The sequence below is a fragment of the Burkholderia savannae genome (genome assembly GCF_001524445.2).
Taxonomy (GTDB): Bacteria; Pseudomonadota; Gammaproteobacteria; order Burkholderiales; family Burkholderiaceae; genus Burkholderia; species Burkholderia savannae.
Genome location: NZ_CP013418.1, coordinates 2353382 through 2379745 on the forward strand (window position 1 = coordinate 2353382; position 26364 = coordinate 2379745).

General features: G+C 68.5%; 25 protein-coding genes. 13 read left to right on the forward strand and 12 right to left on the reverse strand.

Annotated elements, in window-relative coordinates:
• Positions 1–38 precede the first annotated feature (38 nt).
• The 3 genes from WS78_RS31425 to WS78_RS31435 all read left to right on the forward strand — a co-directional run bounded on the left by WS78_RS31425 (position 39) and on the right by WS78_RS31435 (position 4013).
• Positions 39–1205, forward strand: a complete 1167-nt coding sequence (locus WS78_RS31425) for a glycerate kinase (RefSeq protein ID WP_059577028.1) — start codon at positions 39–41, stop codon at positions 1203–1205.
• Between the two features lie 73 nt (positions 1206–1278).
• A complete protein-coding gene (gene pyk / locus WS78_RS31430; RefSeq protein ID WP_059576816.1) occupies positions 1279–2733 on the forward strand; it encodes a pyruvate kinase in 1455 nt (484 codons plus the stop codon).
• 77 nt (positions 2734–2810) lie between these two features.
• Entirely contained in the window at positions 2811–4013 is a 1203-nt protein-coding gene (locus tag WS78_RS31435; protein WP_038745916.1) for a sugar diacid recognition domain-containing protein, read from the forward strand.
• Between the two features lie 723 nt (positions 4014–4736).
• Here WS78_RS31435 and WS78_RS36675 read toward each other — a convergent pair.
• A complete protein-coding gene (locus WS78_RS36675; RefSeq protein WP_156437371.1) occupies positions 4737–5042 on the reverse strand; it encodes a hypothetical protein in 306 nt (101 codons plus the stop codon).
• Here WS78_RS36675 and WS78_RS31440 point away from each other — a divergent pair.
• The 4 genes from WS78_RS31440 to WS78_RS31455 all read left to right on the forward strand — a co-directional run bounded on the left by WS78_RS31440 (position 5041) and on the right by WS78_RS31455 (position 10426).
• Positions 5041–7848: a non-ribosomal peptide synthetase gene (locus WS78_RS31440; protein ID WP_038745918.1), complete on the forward strand. Its 2808-nt coding sequence runs from the start codon at positions 5041–5043 to the stop codon at positions 7846–7848. The genes WS78_RS36675 and WS78_RS31440 overlap by 2 nt on opposite strands.
• Before the next feature lie 39 nt (positions 7849–7887).
• Positions 7888–8865 carry an NAD-dependent epimerase/dehydratase family protein gene (locus WS78_RS31445; protein WP_038745920.1) on the forward strand — a complete coding sequence of 326 codons (978 nt, stop codon included), beginning with the start codon at positions 7888–7890 and terminating at the stop codon, positions 8863–8865.
• Positions 8866–8889: 24 nt separating this feature from the next.
• Positions 8890–9285: a nuclear transport factor 2 family protein gene (locus WS78_RS31450; RefSeq protein WP_038745922.1), complete on the forward strand. Its 396-nt coding sequence runs from the start codon at positions 8890–8892 to the stop codon at positions 9283–9285.
• Positions 9286–9400: 115 nt separating this feature from the next.
• Entirely contained in the window at positions 9401–10426 is a 1026-nt protein-coding gene (locus WS78_RS31455; protein WP_059576814.1) for a methyltransferase, read from the forward strand.
• A gap of 378 nt (positions 10427–10804) precedes the next feature.
• Here the strand turns inward: WS78_RS31455 and phnE are convergent, their stop codons facing one another.
• The 10 genes from phnE to phnG form a co-directional block, all read right to left on the reverse strand.
• Positions 10805–11617, reverse strand: coding sequence for a phosphonate ABC transporter, permease protein PhnE (gene phnE / locus WS78_RS31465; RefSeq protein WP_038745928.1), 813 nt, complete (start codon positions 11615–11617; stop codon positions 10805–10807).
• The gene (phnC, locus tag WS78_RS31470) at positions 11614–12414 is read right to left on the reverse strand and encodes a phosphonate ABC transporter ATP-binding protein (RefSeq protein ID WP_226377268.1); all 801 of its coding nucleotides are present in this window, start codon (positions 12412–12414) and stop codon (positions 11614–11616) included. Before phnC ends, phnE begins: the two co-directional genes overlap by 4 nt.
• Before the next feature lie 47 nt (positions 12415–12461).
• Positions 12462–13361, reverse strand: a complete 900-nt coding sequence (locus WS78_RS31475; RefSeq protein WP_038746276.1) for a phosphate/phosphite/phosphonate ABC transporter substrate-binding protein — start codon at positions 13359–13361, stop codon at positions 12462–12464.
• Between the two features lie 183 nt (positions 13362–13544).
• A complete protein-coding gene (locus WS78_RS31480; RefSeq protein ID WP_059576809.1) occupies positions 13545–14759 on the reverse strand; it encodes an alpha-D-ribose 1-methylphosphonate 5-triphosphate diphosphatase in 1215 nt (404 codons plus the stop codon).
• A gap of 15 nt (positions 14760–14774) precedes the next feature.
• Positions 14775–15581, reverse strand: coding sequence for a phosphonate C-P lyase system protein PhnL (gene phnL, locus WS78_RS31485; RefSeq protein ID WP_226377269.1), 807 nt, complete (start codon positions 15579–15581; stop codon positions 14775–14777).
• Between the two features lie 2 nt (positions 15582–15583).
• Positions 15584–16360, reverse strand: coding sequence for a phosphonate C-P lyase system protein PhnK (phnK, locus tag WS78_RS31490; protein ID WP_038745932.1), 777 nt, complete (start codon positions 16358–16360; stop codon positions 15584–15586).
• A complete protein-coding gene (locus tag WS78_RS31495; protein ID WP_059576804.1) occupies positions 16357–17244 on the reverse strand; it encodes an alpha-D-ribose 1-methylphosphonate 5-phosphate C-P-lyase PhnJ in 888 nt (295 codons plus the stop codon). Before WS78_RS31495 ends, phnK begins: the two co-directional genes overlap by 4 nt.
• Positions 17241–18527 (reverse strand): carbon-phosphorus lyase complex subunit PhnI, encoded by a 1287-nt coding sequence (locus WS78_RS31500; protein WP_059576801.1) that lies wholly within the window; start codon positions 18525–18527, stop codon positions 17241–17243. Before WS78_RS31500 ends, WS78_RS31495 begins: the two co-directional genes overlap by 4 nt.
• Before the next feature lies 1 nt (position 18528).
• Positions 18529–19173, reverse strand: coding sequence for a phosphonate C-P lyase system protein PhnH (phnH, locus tag WS78_RS31505; RefSeq protein ID WP_059576798.1), 645 nt, complete (start codon positions 19171–19173; stop codon positions 18529–18531).
• Position 19174: 1 nt separating this feature from the next.
• Positions 19175–19663, reverse strand: a complete 489-nt coding sequence (gene phnG, locus WS78_RS31510) for a phosphonate C-P lyase system protein PhnG (RefSeq protein ID WP_059577022.1) — start codon at positions 19661–19663, stop codon at positions 19175–19177.
• A 319-nt stretch (positions 19664–19982) separates the two neighbouring features.
• Between phnG and phnF the strand changes: the two genes are divergently transcribed.
• The 5 genes from phnF (at position 19983) to WS78_RS31535 (ending at position 24152) form a co-directional block, all read left to right on the forward strand.
• Entirely contained in the window at positions 19983–20699 is a 717-nt protein-coding gene (phnF, locus tag WS78_RS31515; RefSeq protein WP_038745938.1) for a phosphonate metabolism transcriptional regulator PhnF, read from the forward strand.
• A 162-nt stretch (positions 20700–20861) separates the two neighbouring features.
• A complete protein-coding gene (locus WS78_RS31520; protein WP_059577018.1) occupies positions 20862–22118 on the forward strand; it encodes an alpha-D-ribose 1-methylphosphonate 5-triphosphate diphosphatase in 1257 nt (418 codons plus the stop codon).
• A 14-nt stretch (positions 22119–22132) separates the two neighbouring features.
• Entirely contained in the window at positions 22133–22891 is a 759-nt protein-coding gene (locus tag WS78_RS31525) for a DUF1045 domain-containing protein (RefSeq protein WP_059576795.1), read from the forward strand.
• On the forward strand, positions 22888–23526 hold the full coding sequence (phnN, locus tag WS78_RS31530) for a phosphonate metabolism protein/1,5-bisphosphokinase (PRPP-forming) PhnN (protein WP_059576788.1): 639 nt from the start codon (positions 22888–22890) through the stop codon (positions 23524–23526). Before WS78_RS31525 ends, phnN begins: the two co-directional genes overlap by 4 nt.
• A complete protein-coding gene (locus WS78_RS31535; RefSeq protein ID WP_059576785.1) occupies positions 23523–24152 on the forward strand; it encodes a DapH/DapD/GlmU-related protein in 630 nt (209 codons plus the stop codon). Before phnN ends, WS78_RS31535 begins: the two co-directional genes overlap by 4 nt.
• A gap of 326 nt (positions 24153–24478) precedes the next feature.
• Here WS78_RS31535 and WS78_RS31540 read toward each other — a convergent pair whose 3' ends face one another.
• Positions 24479–25813: a GGDEF domain-containing protein gene (locus tag WS78_RS31540; RefSeq protein WP_226377330.1), complete on the reverse strand. Its 1335-nt coding sequence runs from the start codon at positions 25811–25813 to the stop codon at positions 24479–24481.
• Between WS78_RS31540 and WS78_RS37870 the strand changes: the two genes are divergently transcribed.
• Positions 25695–26009: a hypothetical protein gene (locus WS78_RS37870; RefSeq protein WP_226377338.1), complete on the forward strand. Its 315-nt coding sequence runs from the start codon at positions 25695–25697 to the stop codon at positions 26007–26009. The genes WS78_RS31540 and WS78_RS37870 overlap by 119 nt on opposite strands.
• Positions 26010–26364 lie beyond the last annotated feature (355 nt).

Consider the following 26364-nt stretch of genomic DNA (forward strand, 5'->3'; position numbering starts at 1 on the left):
CGCGCGCGAGCCGCGCGCGCCACCGAAGAGGTTCGTTGATGAAGATCGTGATTGCTCCCGACTCGTTCAAGGAAAGCCTGAGCGCGGTCGAAACGGCGCGGCAGATCGAGGCCGGGTTCCGCGAAGTGTTCGCCGACGCCGACTACCGGTGCCTGCCGATCGCCGACGGCGGCGAAGGCACGGTCGACGCGCTCGTCACGGCGGCGGGCGGCGAGCGTCGCGCGGCAATCGTCGCCGATCCGCTCGGCCGGCCGGCGCGCGCCGCGTTCGGCATCCTGCCCGGCGGCACCGCGGTCATCGAGATGGCCGAGGCGAGCGGTCTGCATCGGGTGCCGCCCGAGTCGCGCGATCCGCGCGTCACGTCGAGCCGGGGCACGGGCGAGCTGATCCGCGCGGCGCTCGACGCCGGCGCGCGCCGTTTCATCGTCGGTCTCGGCGGCAGCGCGACGAACGACGGCGGCGCGGGCATGCTGCAGGCGCTCGGCGCGCATCTCGCCGACGCCGACGGCCGGCCGATCGGCCCGGGCGGCGCGCCGCTCGAGCGGCTCGCGCGCATCGACGTCGCCGGTCTCGACGGCCGGCTCGCGGCGTGCGCGTTCGAAGTGGCGTGCGATGTCGACAATCCGCTCGTCGGGCCGAACGGCGCATCCGCGGTGTTCGGCCCGCAAAAGGGCGCGACGCCCGAGATGATCGCGCATCTCGATCGCAACCTCGCGCATTTCGCGGCGATCGTCGCGCGCGACGTCGGCCCGGACGTCGCGCGGCTGCCGGGCGGCGGCGCGGCGGGCGGCCTCGGCGCGGCGATGTCCGCGTTCCTGAACGCGACGCTGCGCCCGGGCGTCGAGATCGTGTCCGACGCGCTGCGGCTGCGCGACGCGATTCGCGGCGCGAGCCTCGTCGTGACGGGCGAAGGCTGCATCGACGGCCAGACGCTGCGCGGCAAGGCGCCCATCGGCGTCGCGCGGATCGCGGCGGAATGCGGGGTGCCGGTCGTCGCGATCGGCGGCGCGGTGACGGGCCAGGCCGACGCGCTGTACCGGCACGGCTTCGACGCGCTCTTCGCGTCCGTCAGGCGCGCGTGTACGATCGACGAGGCCCTTCGCGACGCGGCGACGAACGTGCGCTTCGCCGCGCGCAACGTCGCGGCGGCGATTCGCGTCGGCTGGCAGCTCGGCCGGCGCGCGCCGGCGCGGCACGCCGCGTAGCGCACCCGCATCGGCCGCCCGTTCGCCGGCCGGCCGCATGCATCCGATCCACTTCTCAGCTCTGCACACGGATATGCGAAACGAAAGCCACACCGACCGCGAGCGCCGCCGTTCGACGAAGATCGTCGCGACGCTCGGCCCGTCGAGCTCCACGGAGCCCACGATCGAAGCGCTCGCGCGCGCGGGCGCCGACGTCTTCCGCCTGAATTTCAGCCACGGCACGCATGCCGATCACGCGTCGCGCCACGCGGCCGTGCGCGCGATCGAGGCGCGCATCGGGCATCCGATCGGCATCCTGCTCGATCTGCAGGGCCCGAAGCTGCGCGTCGGGCAGTTCGCGGGCGCTCGCGCGCGGATCGCGAAGGGCCAGCCGTTCGTGTTCGACCTGAACCCCGCGCCCGGCGACGCGCAGCGCGTGTCGCTGCCGCACCCCGAGATTTTCGACGCGGCCCGGCCGGGCCATCTGCTTCTCGTCGACGACGGCAAGCTGCGGTTTCGCGTGGAGGCGGTGTCGGCGGGACGCATCGAGGCGGTCGCGCTGCTCGACGGGATCGTGTCCGATCGCAAGGGCGTCAGCGTGCCCGACGCGACACTCGCGATCCCGGCGCTGTCCGCGAAGGATCGCGACGATCTCGAATTCGGGCTGTCGCTCGGCGTCGACTGGGTCGCGCTGTCGTTCGTGCAGACCGCGCAGGACGTGCACGACGCGCGCGCGCTGATCGGCTCGCGCGCCGCGATCGTCGCGAAGATCGAGAAGCCGCAGGCGGTGACGAACATCGTCGACATCGTCGAGGCCGCCGATGCGGTGATGGTCGCGCGCGGCGATCTCGGCGTGGAGATGTCGCTCGAGGACGTGCCGAGCGTGCAGAAGCGGATCATCCGGCTCGCGCGCGCGGCGGGCAAGCCGGTGATCGTCGCGACGCAGATGCTCGAATCGATGACGCTCGCGCCGACGCCGACGCGCGCGGAGGCGTCCGACGTCGCCGCGGCCGTCTACGACGGCGCGGACGCGGTGATGCTGTCGGCCGAATCGGCGTCGGGCGAGTATCCGGTCGAGGCGGTGGACTTCATGCGCAAGATCATCGCGACGACCGAGGCGGACCCGATCCAGCCGCAGTTGATGAAGGCGATCGTCACCGCGCACGCGCCGAACGCCACCGACGCGATCGGCGCGGCGATCGAGGTGGTATCGGATACACTGCGGCTCGGCGCCGCCGTCACGTACACGGCGTCGGGCGCCACCGCGATACGCCTGTCCCGCCTGCGGCCGAGCACCGCGATCCTGAGCCTCACGCCGCGCGCCGACGTCGCGCGGCGGCTCACGCTCGCGTGGGGCGTGCGCTCGCGCGTCGCGGTCGAGGCGACGGGCATCGAGAACATCGTCGAGATCGCGATCGAGGCCGCGCACGCGGAAGGATTCCCGACGGACGAATGCCCGATCGTCGTCGCCGCGGGCGTGCCGTTCGGGCATCCCGGCTCGACGAACCTGATGCGCATCGTCTGGCCGACCGAAATGACGCGACAATAGGCGTCGGGCCGGGCGCCGGCCCGCGGCCCGCCTGGCCGCCGGCTTTGCCGCCGTTCCCGCAACCCGACCTGACCGCCATGATGATCGATGCCCGGCTCGCGACTGAAATCGTCGCACGCACCGTCGAAGTGATGCCGTTCGACGTGAACGTGATGGACGCGCACGGCCTGATCCTGGCGAGCAGCGACGCGGCGCGCGTGGGCGAGATCCACGCGGGCGCGCAGCTCGCGCTGGCCCGCGCGCGCGCAGTCGAGATCGACGACGCGATGGCCGCGAACCTGAGCGGCGTGCGGCCCGGCATCAATCTGCCGCTCAGCGTGCGCGGCAAGGTGTGCGGCGTGATCGGCGTCACCGGCGAGCCGGACGCGGTGCGCGGCTTCGGCGAGCTGCTGCGCGTCACGGCGGAATTGATCCTCGAGCGCGAGCAGTTGACGGTCGAATTGCGCCGCAACGCGCGCCATCGGGAAGAGTTCGTTCTCCAGCTTCTGAGGCGCACGGCCGCGTCCGCCGAGCTCGAAGCATGGGCCGACCGGCTCGGCATCGACGTGCGCGTCGCGCATGCGGCGATCGTGTGCCGCCTGAGCGGCGTCGATGCGGACCCGGAGGCGGGCGTCGGCCAGATCGAGGCGATGCAGTCGCAGCTCGCGCACGAGTGGCCGCAGTTGCTGACCGCGAAGACGTCGTATCTGGAGCTCGTGATGTTCGATGCGATCGATGCGCGCGCGGCCCGCGACGGCGCGCTGGCGAAGCATGCCGGCAAGCGGCTCGCCGCGCTGGAGGGCACGCTGCGCAAGGTCGCGACGCAGCCGTTCTCGCTCGCGCTCGGCATCGCGCTCGACGGGATCGACGGCTTCGAGCGTTCGTATCAGTGCGCGCTCGCGACGCTGCGCGTCGGCGCGGCCCGCGCGCCGCGGGAGAACACGTACTCGTACTACGAATTCGTGCTGCCCGTCTTGCTGTCGGCGCTGTCGCAAGGCTGGCAGGCGCAGCAGTTGCGCTTGCCGCTCACGCGCCTGCTTGCGCGCGAGCGGCGCTCCGGCGCGCTGCTCGACACGCTGAAGGCCTGGTACGCGAACGACGGCCACCCGAGCGCCACGGCCGAGGCGCTCGGCATTCATCGCAATACGCTCGATTACCGGCTGCAGCAGATCCGCGACGCGACGGGCCTCGATCTCGGCGCGATGGACGATCGGCTCTGGCTGTACATCGCGCTGCAGACGACGGTGAGCCGCCGCGACGGTGATGAGGGCGGCGCAGGCGACGGACGTTCGGCGAGCTGATCGGCGGCAAGCCGCACGGCATCGATCGATCCGGGGCGCACGCGGCGCGCACGTGGCCGCACCTTCGCATGCGCGTTCCGTGCGCTCACCGCGCTTCCTGCACGCTGTCGAACGGCGCGCGCAACCCCGTTGTCGTCCCATTGTCACCTAATTTCCCGCCGCGTCCGCCTTGCCCGCGTTTCCGGGCGTCTCGCGCTTACCGAACCACCCGTTGCTCGATTTTCTGAAATATCCGTAAATGATACGGATATTTTTTTGAAATTTTCCGATTATAAATATCGTGCGCGCATGTCGTGTTTGGGAGATATATGTCGCCGAATTGAGCGGAATGATTTCGTGCAAATGAACGGATCGACCGATTGGTTTGGAGTCTTATGAATTTCGCGAGAAACTTCGATTTTTAACAAATACTTTCGTGCGAATCGCATTCAAACATCGCACGATTTATCGTAGACTTCGTTCCGTTCCAATCGTCAAGATTAATACGGGAACGTCGTCGCTGCAGCTCCCGGTGTTTCATCGAGACGACGAATGTTCCCTGTTTCGCTTCAATGTTGCTCGCTTGAACCGGCGCCGGCGCATCGACGGCGCCGGAGCACCGATGATCGGCCGATTGCCCGCAGCGTCTCGCCGGTTGTCGAGCTGTAAATCGTTCTCGCGCGGCCAATGAATGGCGTCGATCATTGGCGCGCGGAAAACAATCGATTCGTTCCGCATCTTTCATCAAAGCAATCCAGGGATTATTCCGGGAATCCGGTTCATTGGCGCGCCTGATTTGAAATGAGTCGAGCATTTCGGATCGCAGCGGCGGCCATTGTCGGAAATCGCCCGAACAATCCCGCCTTTGCCGGGAGATCGGCCGATTCGTCTCATGCAGTCGAGTGTCAATCGGCCGCCGATCCTTTCTTCGGAAAGCCGGCGGCCAGTCAGGTAGGGATTCACCCTGCAATCGTCAATCGACGCGTCCGCGCGGACACGCACGGGCGGTCGTTCATCAATTGCGCCACAAGCATGGAGTGCCTGCACCATGACGACATCCACCCTCGATTCGCCGCGCCTTTCCGAACACGAATCGCGCGTTCCTTCGCCGCAAAACGCCGCCGACCTGCTGTTGCGCGCCGCGCGGCTGCATCCGCACACGGGCGTTCGCTTCGTTGCCGCGGAGTCCGAAGAAAATGGCACGTTCCTGACGTATCCCGAGCTGCTGGACGAGGCGCGCCGCATTCTGGGCGGCCTGCGGGCGCGCGGCTATCGCTCCGGGATGAAGGTCGCGCTGCTGCTCGAGCACGCAAACGATTTCATCCCGGCGTTCTGGGCCTGCACGCTGGGCGGATTCGTGCCGTGCCCGCTCGTGCCGATCCGCAACGATCCCGAGCGCTGGGCGAAGCACCTCGCGCACGTCGACGCGCTGCTCGACCATCCGCTTCTCGTCACCACCGAGGCGCTGAAGAACGATTTGCCGAGCGGCGCGTTCGCGGTCAACCTGAACGCGCTGCGCGCGGGGACACCCGACGAGTCGGTTCATGTCGCGCAGCCTGCGGACCCCGCCGTCTTCGTGCTCACGTCCGGCTCCACGGGCAATTCGAAGGCGGTCGTGCTCACGCACGGCAACCTGCTCGCGTCGATGGCGGGCAAGAACGATCGCCAGCAGCTCACCCGCGCGGACGTCACGTTCAACTGGATTTCGTTCGATCACGTCGCCGCGCTGCTGGAAGCGCATCTGCTGCCGCTCTACGTCGGCGCGGTGCAGCTTCACGTCGAATCCGCGGCGATCCTGACCGATCCGCTCAGGTTCCTGCATCTCATCAGCCGCTATCGCGTCACGATGACGTTCTCGCCGAACTTTCTGTTCGGGCAACTGAACGCCGCGCTCGAATCGATGGGCGACGAAGCGTTCAACGCGTTGCGCCGCAAGCTGGATCTGTCGTCGCTGCGGCATGTCGTCTCGGGCGGCGAAGCGATCGTGGTCGCGACCGGGCAGCGCTTCCTCGATCTGCTCGCGCCGTGCGGGCTCGCTCGCGATGCGCTGTGGCCGGCCTTCGGCATGACCGAGACGTGCGCCGGCTCCGTGTATTCGCGTGAGTTTCCGCAAGGCGACGCCGGCCGCGAATTCGCGTCGCTCGGCCTGCCGGTTCTCGGGCTGCAGATGCGCATCGCGGACGACCGCAACAACGTGCTGCCGGACGGCGAGACGGGCGAGTTCCAGTTGCGCGGCCCGATGATCTTCCATCGCTATCACAACAACGCCGAAGCGACGCGCACGGCGTTCACCGACGACGGCTGGTTCCGCACCGGCGATCTCGGGCGCATCGAGCGCGGCCGGCTCTCGCTCGTCGGCCGCAGCAAGGACAGCATCATCGTCAACGGCGTCAACTACTTCAGCCACGAGCTGGAAACGACGCTCGAAGAGCTGGACGGCATCAAGCGCTCGTTCGTCGCGGCATTCCCGACGCGCGGCGCGGGCGACGAATCCGAGCAGCTCGTCGTGACGTTCACGCCGTCCTTTCCGCTCGACGACGAAGACGAGCTGTATCGGCTGATCATCGCGATCCGCAACAGCACGATCCTGCTGTGGGGCTTCCGGCCCGCACTGATCCTGCCGCTGCCGGAAGACGAATTTCCGAAGACGAGCCTCGGCAAGACCCAGCGCACCATCATGCGCAAGCGTCTCGAAGCGGGCGGCTACGACGGCTACAAGGCGTGCGCCGCGGATCTCGCGAACCGGCAGATGGGCGGCTACGTCGCGCCCGAGGGCGAGACCGAGGCGGCGGTCGCCGCGATCTTCGCGCAGATGTTCCAGGTCGAGCCCGACGCGATCAGCGCGACCGCGAGCTTCTTCGATCTCGGCGGCACCTCGCTCGACATCCTCAAGCTGAAGCGGCACGTGGAGCAGCGGCTTGCCGTTGTCGATCTGCCGATCGTGACGATTCTCCAGAATCCGACCGTGCGCGCGCTGGCCGCGCGTCTCGCGCCGGGCAAGCGCGTGACGGCGGGCGAATACGACCCGGTCGTGCCGCTCCAGCTCACGGGCGCCAAGACGCCGCTCTTCTGCGTGCATCCCGGCGTCGGCGAGGTGCTCGTGTTCGTCAATCTCGCGAAATACTTCGTCAACGAGCGCCCGTTCTACGCGTTGCGCGCGCGCGGCTTCAACGAAGGCGAGACGTACTTCTCCCGCTTCGACGAGATGGTGAACGTGTACGTCGATGCGATCCGCCGGCGGCAGCCGCACGGGCCATACGCGGTGGCCGGCTATTCGTACGGCGGCGCGGTCGCGTTCGAAATCGCGAAGGTGCTCGAATCGCAGGGCGAGCGCGTGGATTTCGTCGGCAGCTTCAACCTGCCGCCGCACATCAAGTACCGGATGGACGAGCTCGACGAAGTGGAGGGCGCGGTCAACCTCGCGTTCTTCCTGTCGCTGATCGACAAGCAGCAGTCGCTCACGTTGCCGTCGCAATTGCGCGCCGCGATGCCCGAGCAGGACCCGCTCGCGTACCTGATCGACAACGCGCCGCCCGGCCGGCTCGCCGAGCTCGACCTGGATCTGCCGAAGTTCCGCGCCTGGGCGGGGCTCGCGCAATCGCTGCTGACGCTGGGGCGTTCGTACGCGCCGTCCGGCGACGTGGCGTCGATGTCGATCTTCTATGCGATTCCGCTGCGCGGCACCAAGGAAGACTGGCTGAACAAGGAGCTGCGCCGGTGGGACGAGTTCACGCGTGCGCCGAATCGCTACATCGACGTGGCGGGCGAGCACTACACGCTGATGGGGCCGGCGCACGTCGCGACGTTCCAGGCGGTGCTGCGGGCCGAGCTCGACCGCGCGCTCGGCGGCAAATGACCGGCGTCTCATGTCACGGATGACCAAGGGGAGAGGCTCATGACTGTGTCAGGCAACGACAAGCGTGGCGACGCGAAGCAGACGCGAGCGAAGCGGAAGATCTTGATCACGGGCGCGACCGGCCAGGTCGCGCGGCCCGTCGCCGAAGCGCTGGCGGCGGAGGACGAAGTATGGGCGATCGGCCGCTTCGGCGACGCGAGCGTCGAGGACGCGTTGCGCGCGAAGGGCGTCAACACGCGGCGGTGGGACATGGAGCGCGACACGCTCGACGGCCTGCCCGACGACTTCACGCACGTGCTGCACGCCGCGGTCAGGCGCGGCGAGGACGGCGATTTCGAGAAGGCGATCGAAATCAACACGGTCGCCACCGGCCGCCTGATGACGCATTGCCGCCACGCCGAATCGTTCATCTACGTGTCGAGCGGCAGCCTGTACGCGCGGCAGGCGCTCGACCATCCGTATGCGGAGACGGACCCGCTGAACGGCGTCGCGCACTGGCTGCCCGCGTACCCGATCGTCAAGATATCGTGCGAAGGCGTCGTACGCGCGTTCTCGGCCGTGCTCGGCCTGCCGGCCGTGATCGCGCGTCTGAACGTCGCGTACGGCCCGTACGGGCACGGCGGCGTGCCGGTGCTGCTGTACCGGCAACTGCTCGCCGGCAAGCCGATTCCGGTTCCGCGCGAAGGCCAGAACTGGGCGTCGCTGATCCACACCGACGATCTCGTCCGGCAGGTGCCGCTGCTGTGGGATGCGGCGAGCTCGCCCGCACTCGTGCTGAACTGGGGCGGCGACGACGCCGTCGGCATTCAGGACTGCATGCAGTACGTCGCGGACATCACGGGCGTCGACGCGCGTTTCGAGCGCGGCGACGTGACGCGCGAAACCTATGCGTTCGACAACACGAAGCGGCGCGCGCTGATTGGCGACTGCGGCGTGCACTGGAAGGAGGGCGTGCGCCGGACGATCGAAACGCACTTCCCCGGAGCGGTGAAGACGCACCCGGCCGTGCAGCCCTGACGCGCGACACAGGAGAAATAACCGATGTCGACCAACATGCAGACCGTGCGGGCCTCGTACGAGGCTTTCCATCGCCGCGACCTGCCCGGCGTGCTCGCCGCGCTCGCGCCGGACGTGCTGTGGACCCACCCGGACGGCATGGGCCCGTACGGGCTCGGCGGAACGAAGCGGGGCCACGACGAAGTGATCGCCTTCATCAGGCACGTGCCGACGCACATCGCCGAGATGCGGCTTGCGCCGGAGGAGTTCATCGAATCCGGCGACCGGATCGTCGTGCTCGGCACGCGCGGCGTCACCGCCGTCAACGGGCGCAGCGCGACGCTGAAGTTCGTGCACGTGTGGAAGTTCGTGAACGGCAAGGCGGTCACGTTCGAAGATCATTTCGACACGGCGGAAATGATCAAGCTGATCACGGCTTGATCGTCCCGGCTCGCGCGGGCGGCGGCGCGTGCCGTCGGCCCGCGTCGGTTCGCCGCGCGGCCGCGCGAGACCAGGGCGACGAGCACATTCCCATTTCGAAACAAGGAGAAGCTTCATGGCGAAAGTGGATGCGAGCCCGGCGCCGCACACCGCGATATTGCAGATGATCATCGGCAAATGGCACGCGCAGGCGCTGTACGTCGCGGCCGAGCTGGGCATTGCCGATCTGCTGGCGGAGAAGGAACGGACGGCGGCCGAGCTGGCCGCCGCGACGGACACTCATCCGGAAGCGCTATATCGCGTGCTGCGCGCACTCGGCGATCTGGGCGTTTTCGTCGAAGGGGACGGGCGGCGTTTCAGCAACAGCCCGCTCGGCGAAACGCTGCGGTGCGACGTGCCGGGCTCGATGCGCGGGTTCGCGCGCATGGCGGGCATGGACGTGGGCTGGAAGGCGTGGGGCGGGCTGCTCTACAGCGTGAAGACCGGCCGAAGCGCGTTCGAGCACGTAGTGGGCGGGCCGGGCTTCGAATACATCGATTCGCACCCGGAGGTCGCGCAGATCGTCAACGACGCGATGACGAGCGTCAGCGAACTCGAATCGCCGCCGGTGGCGCGCGCGTACGATTTCTCCGGAGCCCGAACGATCGTCGACGTCGGCGGCGGTCACGGCCTGCTGCTGGCGACGCTGCTCGCCGCGAATCCGCACGCAAGAGGCGTGCTCTTCGAGCTGCCGCATGCTTGCGACGGCGCGCGGCGGCTGTTCGCGAAGCACGGGCTGACCGACAGGGTCGAGGTGGTCGCGGGCGACGCGAGCAAGTCGGTCGACGCGCAGGGCGACGTCTACGTGATGAAGCACGTCATCTGCGATTGGGACGACGAACAGGCGATCCGGATCATGACGAACTGCGCGGAAGCGATGCCGTCGGGAGGCAAGCTTCTGCTCGTGGAGGCCGTGCTCACGCCGCCCGGCGAGCCGCATTTCGCGAAGCTCCACGATCTGGAAATGCTCATCATGAGCTCGGGCGGGCATGCGCGCACGGCCGGCGACTACCGGCGGCTCTATGAGGCGGCCGGATTGTCGATGACGGCCGTTCATCCGACCGAAGGCATGCATAGCGTCATCGAGGGCGTCAAACGGTGACGCGGGCGGCAGGGCACGCCGATCGGCGGCGCGCCCTGCCTTGCCGCGCCGCGCCTTGCCTCGTCGCCGTGACGTCCGCCGACGAGGATTCGCGCCCGACGGCCGATGGCATGTTCACGCGCGCGCATCCGGCGCGCGGCGATCGACCGGATCGGGGCGGCGCCGCGCGCAGGCTCGGCGGCGAACGGCGATCGCCGGGCCCGACGCCGCGGACACAGCGTTCATGTCGCACCGATTGGCCGCCGCGCGCACGGAAAGGAACGGGCGGCAACGATCGATGCGCGCGCGGCGCACGTTCGCCTTCGCGCGCGGCGCGTCGCGCGATGCATCGAAGCCGCCCGCCGCGCCGCGCGAGTTGCGCGAGTCGCGCCAATCCCGTCAAGTCACCTTGCCGCGCAGATAAGCCGACAGGTGTTCGGCTCCCGTCACGAGAAAGAACGTGATGATCAGCAGCAGCGACACGGTCTGATACTGGAACAGATTCATCGCGGTCAGCAGATGAAAGCCGATGCCGCCCGCGCCGACGAAGCCGAGCACGAGCGACGAACGCAGGTTCTCGTCGAAGCGGTACAGCGCGATGCCGAGCAGCGACGGCAGCACGCCCGGCACGACGGCATGCGTGAAGACCTGCAGGCGGCTCGCGCCCGTGAGCGTCAGCGCTTCGACAGGGCCCATGTCCATGTCCTCGATGACTTCCGAGAAAAGCCGCCCGAGCATGCCGACCGAATGCACGGCCAGCGCGAGCGCGCCCGGGAACGGGCCGAGGCCGACCGCCGTCACGAACAGCAACGCCCACACGAGATCCGGCACGACCCGCGTGACGCCGATCAGCGAGCGCGCGGCAAGGTACAGCGGCCGCGCCGGTGTGACGTTGGCGGCGGCGAGAATCGCGAGCGGAAACGCGAAGACGACGCCGCAGACGGTGCCGAACATCGCGACGTCCACCGTCTCGATCACCGCCCACAGGCTCGATTCGAGCTTGCCGAAGTCGGGCGGCATCGATCGCGACAGGATGTCGAGCATGCCGTGCACGCCGGTGACGAGATCCTGGGGGCGCGCCTCGACGACATAACAGGCCTGCGCGAACAGCGCGACGCCGAGCAGCGCCGCGACGAACAGGGCGGCGGGCCGCGCCTCGCGCGCGCCCGGCCGCGGCGCGCAGCGCACGCTGTGGTTCATCGTATGGCTCATTGCGGCTCCGATGCGTAGAGGCGGGCCACCCTCGCGGGATCGACGGACGCGGCGGCATCGTCGAACACGACCTCGCCCTGGCGCAGGCCGATCAATCGGTCCGCATAGCGTTGCGCGAGCGCCGGCTGATGCAGCACGCAGACGATAGCGATGCCGTCTTCGGACGTGAGCCGGCGCAGCAGCCGCATGACTTCCTCGGCCGCCTCGGGGTCGAGGCTCGCGAGCGGCTCGTCGGCGAGCAGCACCTGCGGCCGCTGCGCGAGCGCGCGGGCCACGGCGACGCGCTGCGCCTGACCGCCCGACAGCGTGCTCGCGCGCTGCCGGGCGAGATGCAGCAGGCCGACTTCGTCGAGGAAAGCGCGCGACGGCTCGACCTCGGCGCGCGGCACACGGCCGAACGCGGTTTCCCACGTGCGGTAGCGGCCGAGCGCGCCGGTGCACACGTTGGCGAGCACGCTGCGGCGCTTCACGAGGTTCGCATGCTGCGAGATCAGCGCGATCGGCAGTCTCGCCACGCGCAGCGTCTCGCCGGACAGGCCGGCGAGATTGCGGCCGGCGATTTCGATCGTGCCGCTCGTCGGCCGGTTGAGGCCCGCGACGCATTTCAGGAACGTCGACTTGCCGCAGCCGTTGCTGCCGAGGATCACGGCGAACTCGCCCGCGCGGACGGATAGATCCAGCTCGCGCAGCGCGAGATGCCCGTTCGGATAGCGCATCGACAAGCCGCGCACCGCGAGCTTCGTCTCTGCGCCGGACACGGCGCGCGGCGGCATCGCGGAAATGGGAGCGAACGACATGGGCGCGTGTCCGAGCGCATCGATGGAGGGCGTTCCGACAGGCAGGTTCATAGCTTGCTCAAGTCGATGTTCAGCATCGAAACGAGGCTGCGAATCACGTCATACGCAGCGTCCGTCTGCGGCGCGGTACGCAGCGCCGGCCCCAGCGCCGCGGCGATGAACTTCTGCGTGCCCGGCGACAGCTCGTGGAAATCCAGATTGCTCAGTACCTCGGTCAGTCTGGCCTTGACGTTCGCCGGCAGATCGCCGCGGATCGCGATCGGATCGATCGGAATCGGTTCGGACTGCCACAGTGTCACGAACGCTGCCGGGTCGTACTGATTGCTGAGCTTCGCGCTCGCGATTTGCGAGCTGTTCAGCTCGCCTGCCTTCACCTTGCGATTGCGCAGCGCCTCGTACGACGCGGTGTGACTGCCGGCGTAGAGCGCGCGCACGTCGGCGTGCGGATCGATGCCGGCTTTCTTCAGGCCGAATGCCGGGAACAGGTGCCCGGACGTGGACGCCGGGTCCGAATACGCGAACGATTGCCCCTTGACGTCCGCGAGCGTCTTGATGCCGGAGCCGGGCCACGTGACGATCGACGCGGTGTAGGTCGCGGCCCGGCCGTCCTTGCCGGCGAACGTCGCAACCGCTTCGGCGCGCGCGATCTTGTTGGCGAGCACGTAGCCGAGCGGACCGAATTCGGCGATGTCGAGCTTGCCCGCGCGCATCGCCTCGATCTCGGCGTTGTAGTTCGTCGCGATCGACAACTGCACCGGGCAACCGGTTTTCCTGGCGATCAGGTCCGCGATCTCCTTGTACGCGGGCTGCAGCAGCGCGGTGGCTTCGTAGGGAACGACGCCGAAGCGGATCGTGCCGCCGCTCGGGCACACGGGTTCGGCATGTGTCGCGCCGACCGAGACGCAGAGCGATGCGGCGGCCGCCGCGAGGATTGTCGAGAGTTTCAATTTGCGCTCCAAAGGATGCGGTGATCAGGGGCGAGAAATCGATGAAAGTTAGGGTGACTATCTATCCGGATTGGTTTGCCGTTCAGGCTGACGAACCGGCGAACCGGCGAACCGACGAACCGACGAACCGACGAACCGACAAACCGACAAACCGACAAACCGACAAACCGACCGACGGCCGCGTTACTGCGCCGTAGTCGCTTCGCCGGACCGCAGCGCGCTCGTCAATCCGCCTGCGGCGGCGCGCTGCGGATACCGCGTGGAAAATACATGGCGGCCTGCGCTCCAGGTGTTCGTCACCACCGGCCAGCGCTCTTCGAACGACACCGATACGAGATCCGCCCGCGCGCCGAGCGCGATGCGGCCGCGATCGGCGAGGCCGCAGGCGTCTGCGGGATTGCGCGTGACGAGCGCGATCGCCGACGGCAGGTCGAGCTGCGCTTGATCGGCGGCGATGAACGCGGCCACGACGAGCGCCGACGGCTGATAGTCCGAACACAGACAGACGGATTTGCACGCGCGGATCGCGTCGATCGCGCGCATCGAGCCGCTCTGGCTCTTGCCCCGCAGCACGTTCGGCGCGCCGAAGAGCGCCGGCAGCCCGAGCTCGGCGGCCGCGCGGGCGGTTGCTTCGTTGGTCGGGAATTCGGTCATCCGCACGCCCAGGCGCTTCATCGCGGCGACGCGCGCGGCCGAATCGTCGTCGTGGCTCGCCGTCGGCACGCCGGTGCGCTGCGCGTGCGCGAGCAACGCCGACATCCGTTCGTTCGCGCCTGCCTGCGACGCGAGCTTCTCGGCCGCGATCGCATGCGCCGCGCCGCGCTCGATCCGGTGATTGCCCGTCAGATAATCGATGTACGCATCGAGCGTGCGGAACTGGCCCTGGCCCGGAGAGTGGTCCATCACCGACAGCAGGTCCACGACGCCTTCGTCGAGCAGCCGATGCAGCAACGGCGCGGCGGCCGCGTCGGTCACTTCGTAGCGGCAATGAATGCGGTTGTCGACGAGCCCGCTGCGTCGGAACGCGGCGACCGCGCGCACCAGCGCCTGCGCGGTGTCGTTGTCCCGCACGCCGGCGTCGGCGCTCGCGAACGAGATCGCGTGAAAAGGCGTGGTGATGCCCGCCGCCGCGTTGCGGCGATCGATCTGCGAGGCCGCGAAGTCGAGCGGGAACAGCACGCGCGCACGCGGCTCGGCTTCCTTTTCGATTGCGTCGCAGTGCAGATCGACGAGCCCCGGGATCAGCGTGTGCCCCGTCAGGTCCGCGTGCGCGGCGCCGCTTGCGCCGTCCGGCTCGATCGCGACAATGCGGCCATGCTCGACGAGGATCGCGCTGTCGTCGAGCACCGCGTCGGGCAGCACGACGCGCGCGCCCGTCAGATAAGTCCTGTTCGTCATGATCGGCTCCGGTGATCAGCCAGGTTGCGCGGCGTCGGCCGCGTTGCGTTGCGGCGGCTGCGACGGGGCTCGCGCGCCGGGCGAATGCGGTTGCGTTGCGGTGTCCGGCGCGTTCATGGCGAGCGTTCGCGTGCCGACTGCTTCGCGCACCGCGCGATCGTGAAAGATGCCGATCAGGCAGCGGCCGGCCGCGCACGCGTCGCGCATCAGCTCGATCACGATCGCGGCGTTCTCGGCGTCGAGCGATGCGGTCGGTTCGTCGAGCAGCAGGATCGGCTGCTCGCCGATGAAGCCTCGCGCGATGTTCACGCGTTGCTGCTCGCCGCCTGAGAACGTCGCGGGCGGCAGATGCCACAGTCGGCCGGGTAGCCGCAACCGCTCGAGCAGCGCTGCGGCGCGCGCCTCGGCCTCCGGGCGGCTCGCGCCGCGCTGAAGCAGCGGCTCGGCGACGACGTGCAGCGCGCCGATGCGCGGAATCGCGCGCAGGAACTGGCTGACGTAGCCGATCGCGATTTGCCGCGCGTGCAGCACCGCCTGCTCCGACGCGCCGACGAGCTCGAGCCACGGCGCGTTCGCCGGGGCCGTCGCGCTCGCGGGCATGCGGATGCGGATGCTGCCTTCGGTCGGCAGATAGTTGCCGTACAGGCAGCGCAGCAGCGTGCTCTTGCCGGCCCCCGAGGGCCCGGACAGGATCAGGCAGTCGCCCGCGGCCGCGTCGAGATCGACGGAATCGAGCACGGGCAGGCGCACGCCGCCCTGGTTGTGCAGCGTGAACGTCTTGCCGAGCCCGCGCACGCTGATCATCGTGGTGGTGTCTGTCATGGTCAGTTTTGCAGCATCGAGGAGACGAGCAATTGCGTGTACGGGTGTTGCGGATCGTCGAGCACCTGATCGGTGAGCCCGCTCTCGACCACCTCGCCGCCCTGCATCACGAGCGTGCGGTGCGCGAGCAGCCGCGCGACCGCCAGATCGTGCGTGACGACGATCGCGGCGAGCCCCATTTCGTTGACGAGCTGGCGCAGCAGATCGAGCAGGCGGGCCTGCACGGAGACGTCGAGCGACGCCGTCGGCTCGTCCATGAAAACGAGGCGCGGGCGCGTGACCAGATTGCGCGCGATCTGCAGCCGCTGTTGCATGCCGCCCGAGAAGGTCGTCGGCGCGTCGTCGAGGCGGCCGACGTCGATTTCCATCTTGTCGAGCCATTGCGTGGCCGTCGCGCGCAGCTCGCCGTAATGGCGCTGCCCGATCGACATCAGGCGCTCCGCGATGTTGCCGCCCGCGCTGACCTGCATGCGCAGGCCGTCCCGCGCGTGCTGCCGGACGAAGCCCCAGTCGGTGCGCGCGAGCAGCCGCATGCGCGCGCCGGCGAGCGCCGCGAGATCGACGAGCCCCTGGCCCGGCAGATCGTAGTGAACGGAGCCGGACTGCGGCGCGATTTGCGCGGACAGCGCGTCGAGCAGCGTGGTCTTGCCCGAGCCGGATTCGCCGACGATGCAGAGCACTTCGCCCGGATGGAGCTCGAAGCTCACGTCGCGAAAGCCGTGAACGCCGTCCCAGGTCTTGGTCAGGCCGCGCACGGACAACAACGGGCGGGCGTTCATGCGGCGTCCTCCTTGGCTTGCTTCGCTTGCTGCGACACGGTTCGCTCCGCGCAATATTCGCTATCCGAACAAACGAACTCGCGCGTGCCCTGATCGTCGACGATGATCTCGTCGAGGTAGCTCTTGTCCGAGCCGCAGATCGCGCAGCGCTGTTCCCATTTCTCGACCGTGAACGGATGGTCATCGAAGTCGAGGCTCTTGACCGGCGTGTACGGCGGCACCGCGTACACGCGCTTCTCGCGCCCGGCGCCGAACAGCATCAGCGCCGGATTGCGGTCGAGTTTCGGGTTGTCGAACTTCGGGATCGGCGACGGACGCATCATGTAGCGTCCGTTGACGACCACCGGGTAGTCGTATGTCGTCGCGATGTGGCCGTATCGCGCGATGTCCTCGTAGAGCTGAACGTGCATCGCGCCGTATTCGGCGAGCGCGTGCATCGTCCGGGTTTCCTTCTCGCTCGATTCGAGCCAGCGCAGCGGCTCCGGAATCGGCACCTGGAACACGAGGATCTGGCCTTCGGCGAGCGGCGTTTCCGGCACGCGGTGGCGCGTCTGGACGATGGTGGCGTCGCGCGTGCGCTCGGTCGTCGCGACGCCGGCGACCCGGCCGAAGAAGCGGCGGATGTTGACCGCGTTGGTCGTGTCGTCGGAGCCCTGGTCGATCACCTTGAGCACGTCGTCTTCGCCGATGATCGATGCGCTCACCTGAATGCCGCCCGTGCCCCAGCCGTAGGGCAACGGCATCTCCCGGCTGCCGAACGGCACCTGATAGCCGGGGATCGCGACCGCCTTCAGCAGCGCGCGGCGCAGCATGCGCTTCGTCGCTTCGTCGAGGTAGCCGAAGTTGTAGTGCGGATCGCGTTCGACTTGCATGTCTGTCGTCATGCCGATACTCCGTGAGGCGTCATCGCATCGGCGTCGGCGTTCGCGCTTGCGTTCGCGTCTTGCGCCTCGCGTGTTTTGCTCACGTCGCTCACGTCGCGCACTTCGCGTATCTCGTCGGCGCGCGGCGCGCACTCGGCCGAGCCGCCCGCGGCCGCGGCCGCGGCGTCTTCGTGCGCGCGTTGCGCGTTCAGCCGCCGCAGCAATTCGAGCTGCGCCTGGAAGTCGACGTGATGCGGCAGCTTCAGATGCTGCACGAAGCCCGACGCTTCGACGTTGTCGCTGTGGTAAAGAACGAATTCCTCGTCGTTAGCGGGCGACTCCGCGCTTTCGCCGAGCTCGACGGCGCGCATCGCGCGATCGACGAGCGCCATCGCCATCGCCTTGCGCTCGCTGTAGCCGAACGCGAGCCCGTATCCGCGCGTGAAGCATGGCGCGTGCGCAGCGTTGCCGCCGAAGTCGTTCACCATCTGGCACTCGGTGATGTCGATCTCGCCGACGGTGACCGTGAAGCCGAGCTCCGGCAGCTCCATTTCGACTTCGACGCTGCCGAAGCGGATCTCCGCGACGAACGGGTGCGTATTGCCGTAGCCGCGCTGGGTCGAATAGCCCATCGACAGCAGGAAGCCTTCGTCGGCGCGCGCGAGGTTCTGCAGGCGGGCCGCGCGATCGGCCGGGAGCTGCATGGCCTCGCGCGTCAAATCGACGGGAGCGGGGTCGCCCGGCGCGGGCGCGTCGCGTTCGATCAGGCCGTCGCGTTCGAGCAGCGCCGCGATGCCGGGCATGTGTCCGCACATCTGCGCGGGCATCGACGCGCGCTCCGCGCATGCTTCGCCATCCGAAGCGATGCAGCCGGGATGCGTGGCGGCCGGATCGCGCGCGGCTTCGAGCGAGAAGTCCAGAAGCCGCTGCGTGTAGTCGTAGGTCGGCCCAAGCAGTTGGCCGCCCGGCACGTCCTTGAACGTCGACGAGATCCGACGCGAAACCGCCATGCGGCCCGTGTCGATGGGCTCCGCGTACGCGAAGCGCGGCAGCGTGGTCCGGTACGCGCGCAGCAGGAAGATCGCCTCGATCAGATCGCCCGCCGCCTGCTTGATCGCGAGCGCGGCGAGACGGCGATCGTAGAGCGACCCTTCCGCCATCACGCGCGACACCGCGAGCGGCATCTGCGCGACGATCTGCCCGATCGTCAGCTCCGGAATCGACGGATCGCCGCGCCGGTATTCTTCGAGCATCCGGTACGACTGCAAGATGGCTTTTTCGCCGCCCTTGACCGCTACGTACATGTCAGTTCTCCACGACGATGGTGCGCGGCAGGCCGCAAAGCGCGTTGCCGCAGACGAGGAAGACGTCGACGCCGAGCGGAAACCGCTCGTGGTTGACGCGCCATTGCGCCCAGAAGCCGTCGGGCAGCCCCGCGACGGCCAGCGCCTGCTCGTCGAGGATGCCGGGGCCGCGCAGCGTCACCGCGTCGCCTTCGCCGAGCGCGGTCACTTCGATCAACAGCGTCGTCGAGCGGTCCGGGTAGGCCGGGTCGCCTTGCGCGCAATCCGCGAGCTTCGGCATCGCGCATGCGGCCGGCACCGCGGCGAACGTCGCGTGCGCGGGCGCCTTTGCAAACGTGCATGCGTTGTGAAAGCGCAGGAAGCGGTGAATCTCGTCGTCGGCCTCGGCGGGCAGCCACAGCGGCGCGTCCGCGTCGGCGAGCGTGAGCAACAGCGCCGTCATCGCGGGCGAGAGCCCTTCGGGGACGCCGCACGCGTGCTCGGCGCCGAGTGAACGGATGCGTCCCGGATGGGCGAGCGCGGCGAGCGCGGCGCGGAACGTCGATTGCGCGCCGCGCACCGGATCGGCGAATGCGGGCAGCAGGCCCGGCGATGCGGGGCGCGGCATCACGGCGGCGACGGCGGCGGTGTCGGTATCGAGCGTCATGTCATTCGTCTCCGCGCGACAGCGTGAAGAAATCGACGCGCGTGCGGCTCACGTCCGCCGCATGCCGGGCGCGCCGCGCGGCGCGCGATGCGGCGAGCGGCGCGACCACGCTTTCCCGGACGCGCGCATGCCACGCCGGCGACTGCATCAGCGCGTCGACGAGCGCCGCCTGCTCGGCGTGCCGCGCGCTGCGCCCTTGCACGTAGGCGATGCCGACCACGCCCTCCGGGAGAGACAGCGCGCACCGCGTGACCGTCATTTCGCCGAGATTGAAGCGCGCGCCGGTGCCGCCGGCGCGCCCCTGAACCATCGTCATGCCGATTTCCGGCGACCGAACCCAGCGATAGGCCGGCAGCTCGGCGCTGTCCGCGAGCGCGCGCATCGCGCGATCCAGCTCGTCCGATTCGGCGAGCGCGAGCACGCGCAGCCAGTCGGCGCGCAGCCGCTCGTCGGGTTTCGGGGCGGGGCGAATGTCGGGAGCGTTTCGCATTGCTTTCGGATTCTCCATGGTGCGTCGAGGTGTTCCCATGTTTGCCCGCAGCGCGCGGCCGCCGCCGTGACGGCTCGCCGGCGGATCGCCGCGCATCGGCATGCGACACCCGGCCGAAATCGTAGAAAATGTCTATACCAACTGGTTTAGACAAGTTGATTGGCGACCATTGCAGCAAAGTGCGGTGAAGGTTTCGTGACGGCCGCCGATGTGATCGAAAATGTTCGCCGTGTCGGGGAGGCGAGGCTTGCTCGCGTGGAATTGCATAGAATCGTTCGATCCGATATCGTCCCGAAGAACTTCCGACTCAAGAGTGCTCATGGAACGCCGTTCAGGTATCGCAGTATGGCGACAGATAGGTGAATCGCTGGCAGAGGAAATCCGGACCAATCGCTACATGCCGGGCACGTTACTGCCGTCCGTGTCGGATCTGGCCGCGCGTTACGACGTGAACCGCCACACGATCATGCGCGCGATCGCGGAACTCCAGCAGCACGGGCTCGTGCGCGTGGAGCGCGGCCGCGGCACTTTCGTCGAGTCGAGCATGCTTCAGTATCCGATCGGCAAACGCACGCGCTTCACCGAAACGCTGCGCCGGCAGGGCGTGCTGGGGTACGTGACGCTCGTCCAGTCCGACGTGATCAAGGACGCGGACATCGCGCGCCATCTGAAGCTGCCCCGCACGGCGAAGCTTTTGCACATTCGCGTGCTCGGCAAGGCCGAGAAAACGACGATCAGCCTTTCCGACAACTACTTCGAACAGAAGCGCTTCCCGGATTTCGCGGATATCCTGCGCGAGACGCATTCGATCTCCGCGGCGTACGCGCGCTACGGGATTGACGACTACGTCCGGCAATGGTCGAAGGTCACGGCGCATCTGCCGGAGCCGGACGTCGCGCGGCTGCTGGAGCAGTCGCGGCTGCGGCCGATTCTGCAAGTCGAGGCGCTGAATACGGACCTGAAGGGCGCGCCGCTGCAGTACACGCTGGGAAGCTTCGTCGGCGACGGCGTGGAGCTGCTGATCGGCGAGGAATGAGCGGCGAGCGCGCGAACGGATATGGCGTGCTCGTGCGCGGCGGATGGGTATCGAGTTCGGTGATTCGATAGGTTATCTAGACTGGCCTATCTAGACATCTTGGTGTCATCGTCGCCCGCTAAACTGCCCCGCATGAGTCATTTGCTCAGCGAGGTGCCGCAGATGAAGGACGATTCGTTGACGACTGCAATCGCGCGCGGCGCCGACCGCACGGCATCCCGGCTGGCAGGCATCGTCGGCCGCCGGGTGCTGACGCGCTCCGGCATCGAGGCGGCGCGCATCGCCTTCGCGGGCGAACGCATCGCCGACGTGCATGCGGCGAGCCGCGACGATGCGCCGCCGTCCGCTGCCGATTTCCTGAACGCCGGCAATCTTCTGGTGCTGCCGGGCATCGTCGATCTGCACGGCGACGCGTTCGAGCGGGTCGTCATGCCGCGGCCGAACGTCAGCTTCGATTATCGCCACGCGCTCTACGATACCGACAGGCAGCTGCTCGCCAACGGCATCACGACCGAGTTCCATGGCGTGACGCTGTCGTGGGAGGGCGGATTGCGCGGCGCGGCGTACGCGGAGCGCATGTTCGACGCGCTGGCGCGCCACCGCGACGTGCTCGGCGCGCATCACTACGTGCACCTGCGCTTCGAAGCGCACAACGTCGCCGACGTTGCGCTCGCCTGCGAATGGATTCGCGCCGGCCGCGTGCAGTTCGTCGCGCTCAACGATCACTTGCCCGAGATGGTCAAGCGCTTGGGCAATGCGCGCAAGCTCCAGCACTATGCGGACCGCGCGCAGTGCGACGTCGACGCATTCTGCGAGCGCGTTCGCGCCGCACAAGCGGCGGCGGATGCCGTGCCCGCGTCGGCGGCGCGGCTCGTTCGGGCCGCGCTCGACGCGGGATTGCGCGTGGCTTCGCATGACGATCCGAATCCGGAGGTGCGCCGCCGTCATCATGCGATGGGGTGCAGCATCGGCGAATTCCCGTTGACGGTGGAGACCGCGATGACCGCGCGCGAGCTCGGCGACGCGGTGGTGTTCGGCGCGCCGAACGTGGTGCGCGGCGGCAGCCACATGAATGCACCGAGCGCCTCGGAGATGGTGAAGGCCGGGCTGTGCGACGTGCTGGCTTCGGACTACTACTATCCCGCGCCGATCGCGGCCGCGTTCGAGCTCGCGGCGCGCGGGGCGCTGCCGCTCGCGCACGCGTGGCGTCTGATCTCGTCGAATCCGGCGCGCGCGGCCGGCCTCGACGATCGCGGCGAACTCGACAGACATCTGCGCGCCGACGCGATTCTCGTCGACGACAGCGTGCCCGGCCTGCCGCGCGTGTGCGCGACGATCGTCGGCGGGCGCGTCGCGTACTCGACCGGCCAGTGGGCGATGCGTCCGGCGCGCGACGCCGTGCAGCTCGACGCGGCGTGACGGCGAGGCGAAGAATGCCCGTGAACGATGCCCGCTATGCCGTTTATCTGACGCCGGCCGAGCCGTGGAACGCGCTCGGCAGCCGCTGGCTCGGCCGCGATGCGTTGACCGGCGAACGAATCGAACGGAGCGCGGAGCTCGACGACGCATGTCTCGATGCGTGGACGAGCGGTCCGCGCACCTATGGTTTGCACGCGACGCTCAAGCCGCCGTTCCGGCTCGCCGCCGGCCGCTCGGCAGCCGAGCTCGACGTGGCTGTGCGCGCGCTCGCCGCGCGCATGCGGCCCTTCGCGCTTTCGTTGGAATGGCGGCCGTTGCGCGGCTTTCTCGCATGGCGCCCCGCCGATGAGTCCGTCGAGCGCGGGCCGCTGCAGGCGCTCGCGGACGCGTGCGTGCGCGAACTCGACGGCTTTCGCGCGCCGCAGCCCGCGACGGATGTCGAGCGCCGGCGCGCCGCGGGCCTCACGCCGCGCGAGGAAGCGCACCTCGTTCGCTGGGGATATCCGTACGTGTTCGACACGTTCGCGTTCCACATCACACTGACGAATCAACTGGATACGGCGTCGGCGGACGCCGCGACGAACGCGTTCGCGCGGCTCGCCGCGCGTCACGGGTGCGCCGCCGCGCTCGATGCCGTATCGATGAACGTGCGCGACGTGTCGATTTTCGTGCAGCCCGCGCCCGACCGGCCGTTCGTCGTCGCGCGCCATTACGGCTTCGACGGTTCGACGCGCGACGGCGCGGGCGCGGCGGCTCTGAAGGATCATCGATGAATGCGACGCAAGTGTCGCGACCGGGCGCGCTCGTCTATCTGACGGGCGCGTCGGGCAGCGGCAAGGACAGCGTGCTCGCGTGGATCGCCGCGCGGCTGACGGCGCGCGACCGGGTCCGCATCGCGCGCCGCTACATCACGCGCGACAGCGGTGCGACCGAGGCGTCGATCGCGCTGTCCGACGCGGAATTCGCGCGCCGCGCCGAGGACGGCCGCTTCGCGATGCACTGGCGCGGCCACGGCCTGTCGTATGGCGTCGGAATCGAGATCGACGCATGGATCGCATCGGGCGACGCCGTGATCGTCAACGGCTCGAGAGCCTATCTGCCGCACGCGAGCGCGCGCTATGCGCAACTGATCGCGGTCGAGCTCGTCGTGTCGACGGATATCCTCGCCGCGCGCCTGTTGCGGCGCGGCCGGGAGGACGCGACGCGGATCGCCGCGCGCATCGAGCGCGCGCAGCAGGCATTCGCGGTGCCCGACGGCTGCACGATGATCCGGATTCCAAACGACACGACGCTCGATGCCGCGGCGTCGGCGCTATTCGCGCTCGCACGCGCGGGCCATGCGCCCGACACGGCCGCGCGAAATGCGGCCCGGACGGCCGGCTCGACGCTTTTACCCGTTCGCGTATGAACGATTCACTTCGCGCGCCGCCGAAGATCGCGGAAACCGTCGTCAGCCCGAGTGCGCGGGTGCGCGACGCGTGCATCGGGCGGCGTTGCGAAATCCTGCACGACAGCGTCGTCGAATATGCGGCGCTCGGCGACTATTCGTACATCGGCGAACGATGCATGATCGCCGACGCCGAGATCGGCCGCTTCTGCGCGATTGCGGCGAACGTGCGCATCGGCGCGCCGAATCATCCGATGGAACGCGCGTCCCAGCATCGCTTCACCTATTGCCCTGAGTATTACTTCGACGACACCGCGCGCGATGCCGCATTCTTCGGCGAGCGGCGCACCGATCGCGTCTTGATCGGCAACGACGTGTGGATCGGCCATGGCGTGATCGTGCTGCCGGGCGTGACGGTGGGCGACGGCGCGGTGCTGGCCGCGGGCGCGGTGGTGAGCCGCGACGTCGCGCCGTACGCCGTCGTCGGCGGCGTTCCGGCGCGGAAGATCCGCGATCGTTTCGCGCGCGACGTCGCGCGCAGGCTGCAAGCCATCGCGTGGTGGAACTGGCCGGACGAGGTGATCCGCGAGCGGCTGGCGGATTTTCAGCACGGCGACGTCGACGCGTTCTGCGCTGCGTGGGGTTGAGCGGCGCGTTCTGCGACGATCGGCGCGCATTCGCCGAACGATTCGACGAGGCCGGTTCCGACGGCGCGACCGGCAACGGCGCGAGAGCCCCGGCAGGGCGCGCCGCGACGCCCGTTCAATCCCCCGATGAATGGGCGTCGAGCTGCGACGGAGTGATCCGGCCCGGTCGGCGGGGGGCGCCGATTGCTCGCGATCATCGGTCGCCTCGATGCGCGGGAGGCAATATGCGGTGCGACCCGCGCGCATCGCGGCGCCGTCCGGCAGTGCGCATCGCATGCCGCTACGATCGACGTCGATGCGCGCGACGGCGAGAGAAAATTCGCACGCTAGCGATTTGTGACCTCGGCCGCCGTCGCGGCGAGATGGGCGGGCGCGACGACGTTCCGGCCGAGCGTCTTCGCGCGATAAAGCGCGGCATCGGCGGCGGCGACGAGCGCTTGCGGCGTTTCGAACGGATTGCCGCTGCTTGCCGCATAGCCCGCGCTGACCGTCACGTAGCCGGGCTCCGTATCGGCGGCGAGGCGCAGGCGTTCGACGGCCTGCCGCGCTTGCTCCGCGATCGTCTGCGCGCCGTGTTCGTCCGTTCCGGGCAGCACGACGGCGAACTCCTCGCCTCCGTAGCGCGCGACGAAATCGGTCGGACGGTTCGCGACGCCGGACAGCGCGGCCGCGACGGCGGCGAGGCACGTGTCGCCTTGCAGATGACCGAACGTGTCGTTGTAGCGCTTGAAATGATCGACGTCGACCATCACGAGCGCGATCGGCAGATTGTGCCGATTCGCGTGGCGAAAGGTTTTTTCGAACTGCTCGTTGAAATAGCTGCGGTTGTACACCATCGTCAGCGCATCGTGCGACGCGGTTCGCACGAGCGATGCGTGCGCGTCGAAGAGCCGACGGTACAGCACGGTCACTTCCCATATGAGCATGCAAACCAGCACGCCCGGCGTGAACATGCTGAAGAGCCGCGCGACGTACCACCCGACGCTGAAGCGCGTGGTGCTCAACAGATTCAGGCTGGTGTCGGTGAAGCAAGCGAGCAGCACGACGACGAGCCAGACGTCGAGCGTCGTTCTCATGCGGCCGATGAACAGCGCGGCCGCGATCGAGCCGAGATTGATCGCCCAGACGACGCTCGCGGCGAGATTGGCGGCGAACAACGCGTTGTCGAGCGACGGATCGAACGGCCCGGGCAGATCGGCGTACAACGCGACGACGCCGAGCGCGATGCCGGATGCGGCCGGCACGCCGATCAACGCCGCCAGCCAGCGGCCGACGTGGCGCGTGCGGTCGAGCCGGTTCGCGAGCCGGTAGCGCGTCAGCAGCGCGATCACGACGAGCAGCGGGAAGCCCGCGTGCCAGAACATCCATATCCATGCCGCGCCGTAACGTCGCGCGCCGAGCAGGCCGGCCGGCGAGAAGACGCCCGGATACGCGAGCAGCTGGAGCGCCACCGTCGTCGCCGCGAACGCGTACGCGCCGGCGAGCGCACCGAGGATGGGGCGACGCATGACGGTGAACTGCGCGCCGAGAAGGAACGCGGCAATGATCGAAGTGGTGAACACCGTCAATGCGCACATCGGCAAGAACGGCGCGATCGCCGGCAGCCGCAGATTCGCGCTCGGCGCGGTGGCCGTGAGCGCGCCCAGCGTCATCAGCCCCATTGCTCCGGCCCCAAGCGTCTGCAAGCGAGACGGGCGTTGTATGAGAAAACCATCCATTGGATCTCCCGAACGCGAAAGCCGGCGCGTCCATCTGGTGGACGGCGAAACGAAGTGCGAAAAGCGGAACTGGAAGGCACCCCGTACGAATGAATTGAATGTTGACGACGCGGTCCGCCGCGACGTTGATTTACTTTAGTCCATTCGGGGTGCATCGTCATTCACGGTGGAGCCGCGCTGAAGCGGCGGGAGGGCAAGGGCATGCGATGGCTGTGCAGACACGCGCCGGTATCGCCGCCGTCGGTTCGCCGCATCGAATTTCGCGAACCGCCAGGGCCGAAAGCCGGCTTATCGCACGCGGTCGCTCGCGATGGGCCTGGTGTGATGAATCGCGTCGGGCATGCTCGTTTGAAAGTTTCGCGGCGCGCCGCGTGTCCGGCGCACGCTCGAATCCCGGCCCGGGGCGACCGATCGACGGGAATCCAAAACAATCCGGAGCGCCGACCGAGACGCTCGCCGATATGGCTCGCCGACGCGGCGATGGCTCGACGCGC

What these genes read in the sequence shown, in the direction of transcription:
- WS78_RS31435 (WP_038745916.1), top strand. Translation starts at nt 2,811, where the DNA reads ATGATGATCGATGCCCGGCTCGCGACTGAAATCGTCGCACGCACCGTC.
- phnL (WP_226377269.1), bottom strand. Translation starts at nt 15,581, where the DNA reads ATGACAGACACCACCACGATGATCAGCGTGCGCGGGCTCGGCAAGACG.
- WS78_RS31445 (WP_038745920.1), top strand. Translation starts at nt 7,888, where the DNA reads ATGACTGTGTCAGGCAACGACAAGCGTGGCGACGCGAAGCAGACGCGA.
- phnF (WP_038745938.1), top strand. Translation starts at nt 19,983, where the DNA reads ATGGAACGCCGTTCAGGTATCGCAGTATGGCGACAGATAGGTGAATCG.
- WS78_RS31520 (WP_059577018.1), top strand. Translation starts at nt 20,862, where the DNA reads ATGAAGGACGATTCGTTGACGACTGCAATCGCGCGCGGCGCCGACCGC.
- WS78_RS31480 (WP_059576809.1), bottom strand. Translation starts at nt 14,759, where the DNA reads ATGACGAACAGGACTTATCTGACGGGCGCGCGCGTCGTGCTGCCCGAC.
- WS78_RS31455 (WP_059576814.1), top strand. Translation starts at nt 9,401, where the DNA reads ATGGCGAAAGTGGATGCGAGCCCGGCGCCGCACACCGCGATATTGCAG.
- phnH (WP_059576798.1), bottom strand. Translation starts at nt 19,173, where the DNA reads ATGACGCTCGATACCGACACCGCCGCCGTCGCCGCCGTGATGCCGCGC.
- WS78_RS31535 (WP_059576785.1), top strand. Translation starts at nt 23,523, where the DNA reads ATGAACGATTCACTTCGCGCGCCGCCGAAGATCGCGGAAACCGTCGTC.
- pyk (WP_059576816.1), top strand. Translation starts at nt 1,279, where the DNA reads ATGCGAAACGAAAGCCACACCGACCGCGAGCGCCGCCGTTCGACGAAG.
- phnG (WP_059577022.1), bottom strand. Translation starts at nt 19,663, where the DNA reads ATGCGAAACGCTCCCGACATTCGCCCCGCCCCGAAACCCGACGAGCGG.
- WS78_RS31500 (WP_059576801.1), bottom strand. Translation starts at nt 18,527, where the DNA reads ATGTACGTAGCGGTCAAGGGCGGCGAAAAAGCCATCTTGCAGTCGTAC.
- WS78_RS31440 (WP_038745918.1), top strand. Translation starts at nt 5,041, where the DNA reads ATGACGACATCCACCCTCGATTCGCCGCGCCTTTCCGAACACGAATCG.
- WS78_RS31495 (WP_059576804.1), bottom strand. Translation starts at nt 17,244, where the DNA reads ATGACGACAGACATGCAAGTCGAACGCGATCCGCACTACAACTTCGGC.
- WS78_RS31425 (WP_059577028.1), top strand. Translation starts at nt 39, where the DNA reads ATGAAGATCGTGATTGCTCCCGACTCGTTCAAGGAAAGCCTGAGCGCG.
- phnE (WP_038745928.1), bottom strand. Translation starts at nt 11,617, where the DNA reads ATGAGCCATACGATGAACCACAGCGTGCGCTGCGCGCCGCGGCCGGGC.
- WS78_RS31525 (WP_059576795.1), top strand. Translation starts at nt 22,133, where the DNA reads ATGCCCGTGAACGATGCCCGCTATGCCGTTTATCTGACGCCGGCCGAG.
- WS78_RS31450 (WP_038745922.1), top strand. Translation starts at nt 8,890, where the DNA reads ATGTCGACCAACATGCAGACCGTGCGGGCCTCGTACGAGGCTTTCCAT.
- WS78_RS36675 (WP_156437371.1), bottom strand. Translation starts at nt 5,042, where the DNA reads ATGGTGCAGGCACTCCATGCTTGTGGCGCAATTGATGAACGACCGCCC.
- phnC (WP_226377268.1), bottom strand. Translation starts at nt 12,414, where the DNA reads ATGTCGTTCGCTCCCATTTCCGCGATGCCGCCGCGCGCCGTGTCCGGC.
- phnK (WP_038745932.1), bottom strand. Translation starts at nt 16,360, where the DNA reads ATGAACGCCCGCCCGTTGTTGTCCGTGCGCGGCCTGACCAAGACCTGG.
- WS78_RS31540 (WP_226377330.1), bottom strand. Translation starts at nt 25,813, where the DNA reads ATGGGGCTGATGACGCTGGGCGCGCTCACGGCCACCGCGCCGAGCGCG.
- WS78_RS37870 (WP_226377338.1), top strand. Translation starts at nt 25,695, where the DNA reads ATGATCGAAGTGGTGAACACCGTCAATGCGCACATCGGCAAGAACGGC.
- phnN (WP_059576788.1), top strand. Translation starts at nt 22,888, where the DNA reads ATGAATGCGACGCAAGTGTCGCGACCGGGCGCGCTCGTCTATCTGACG.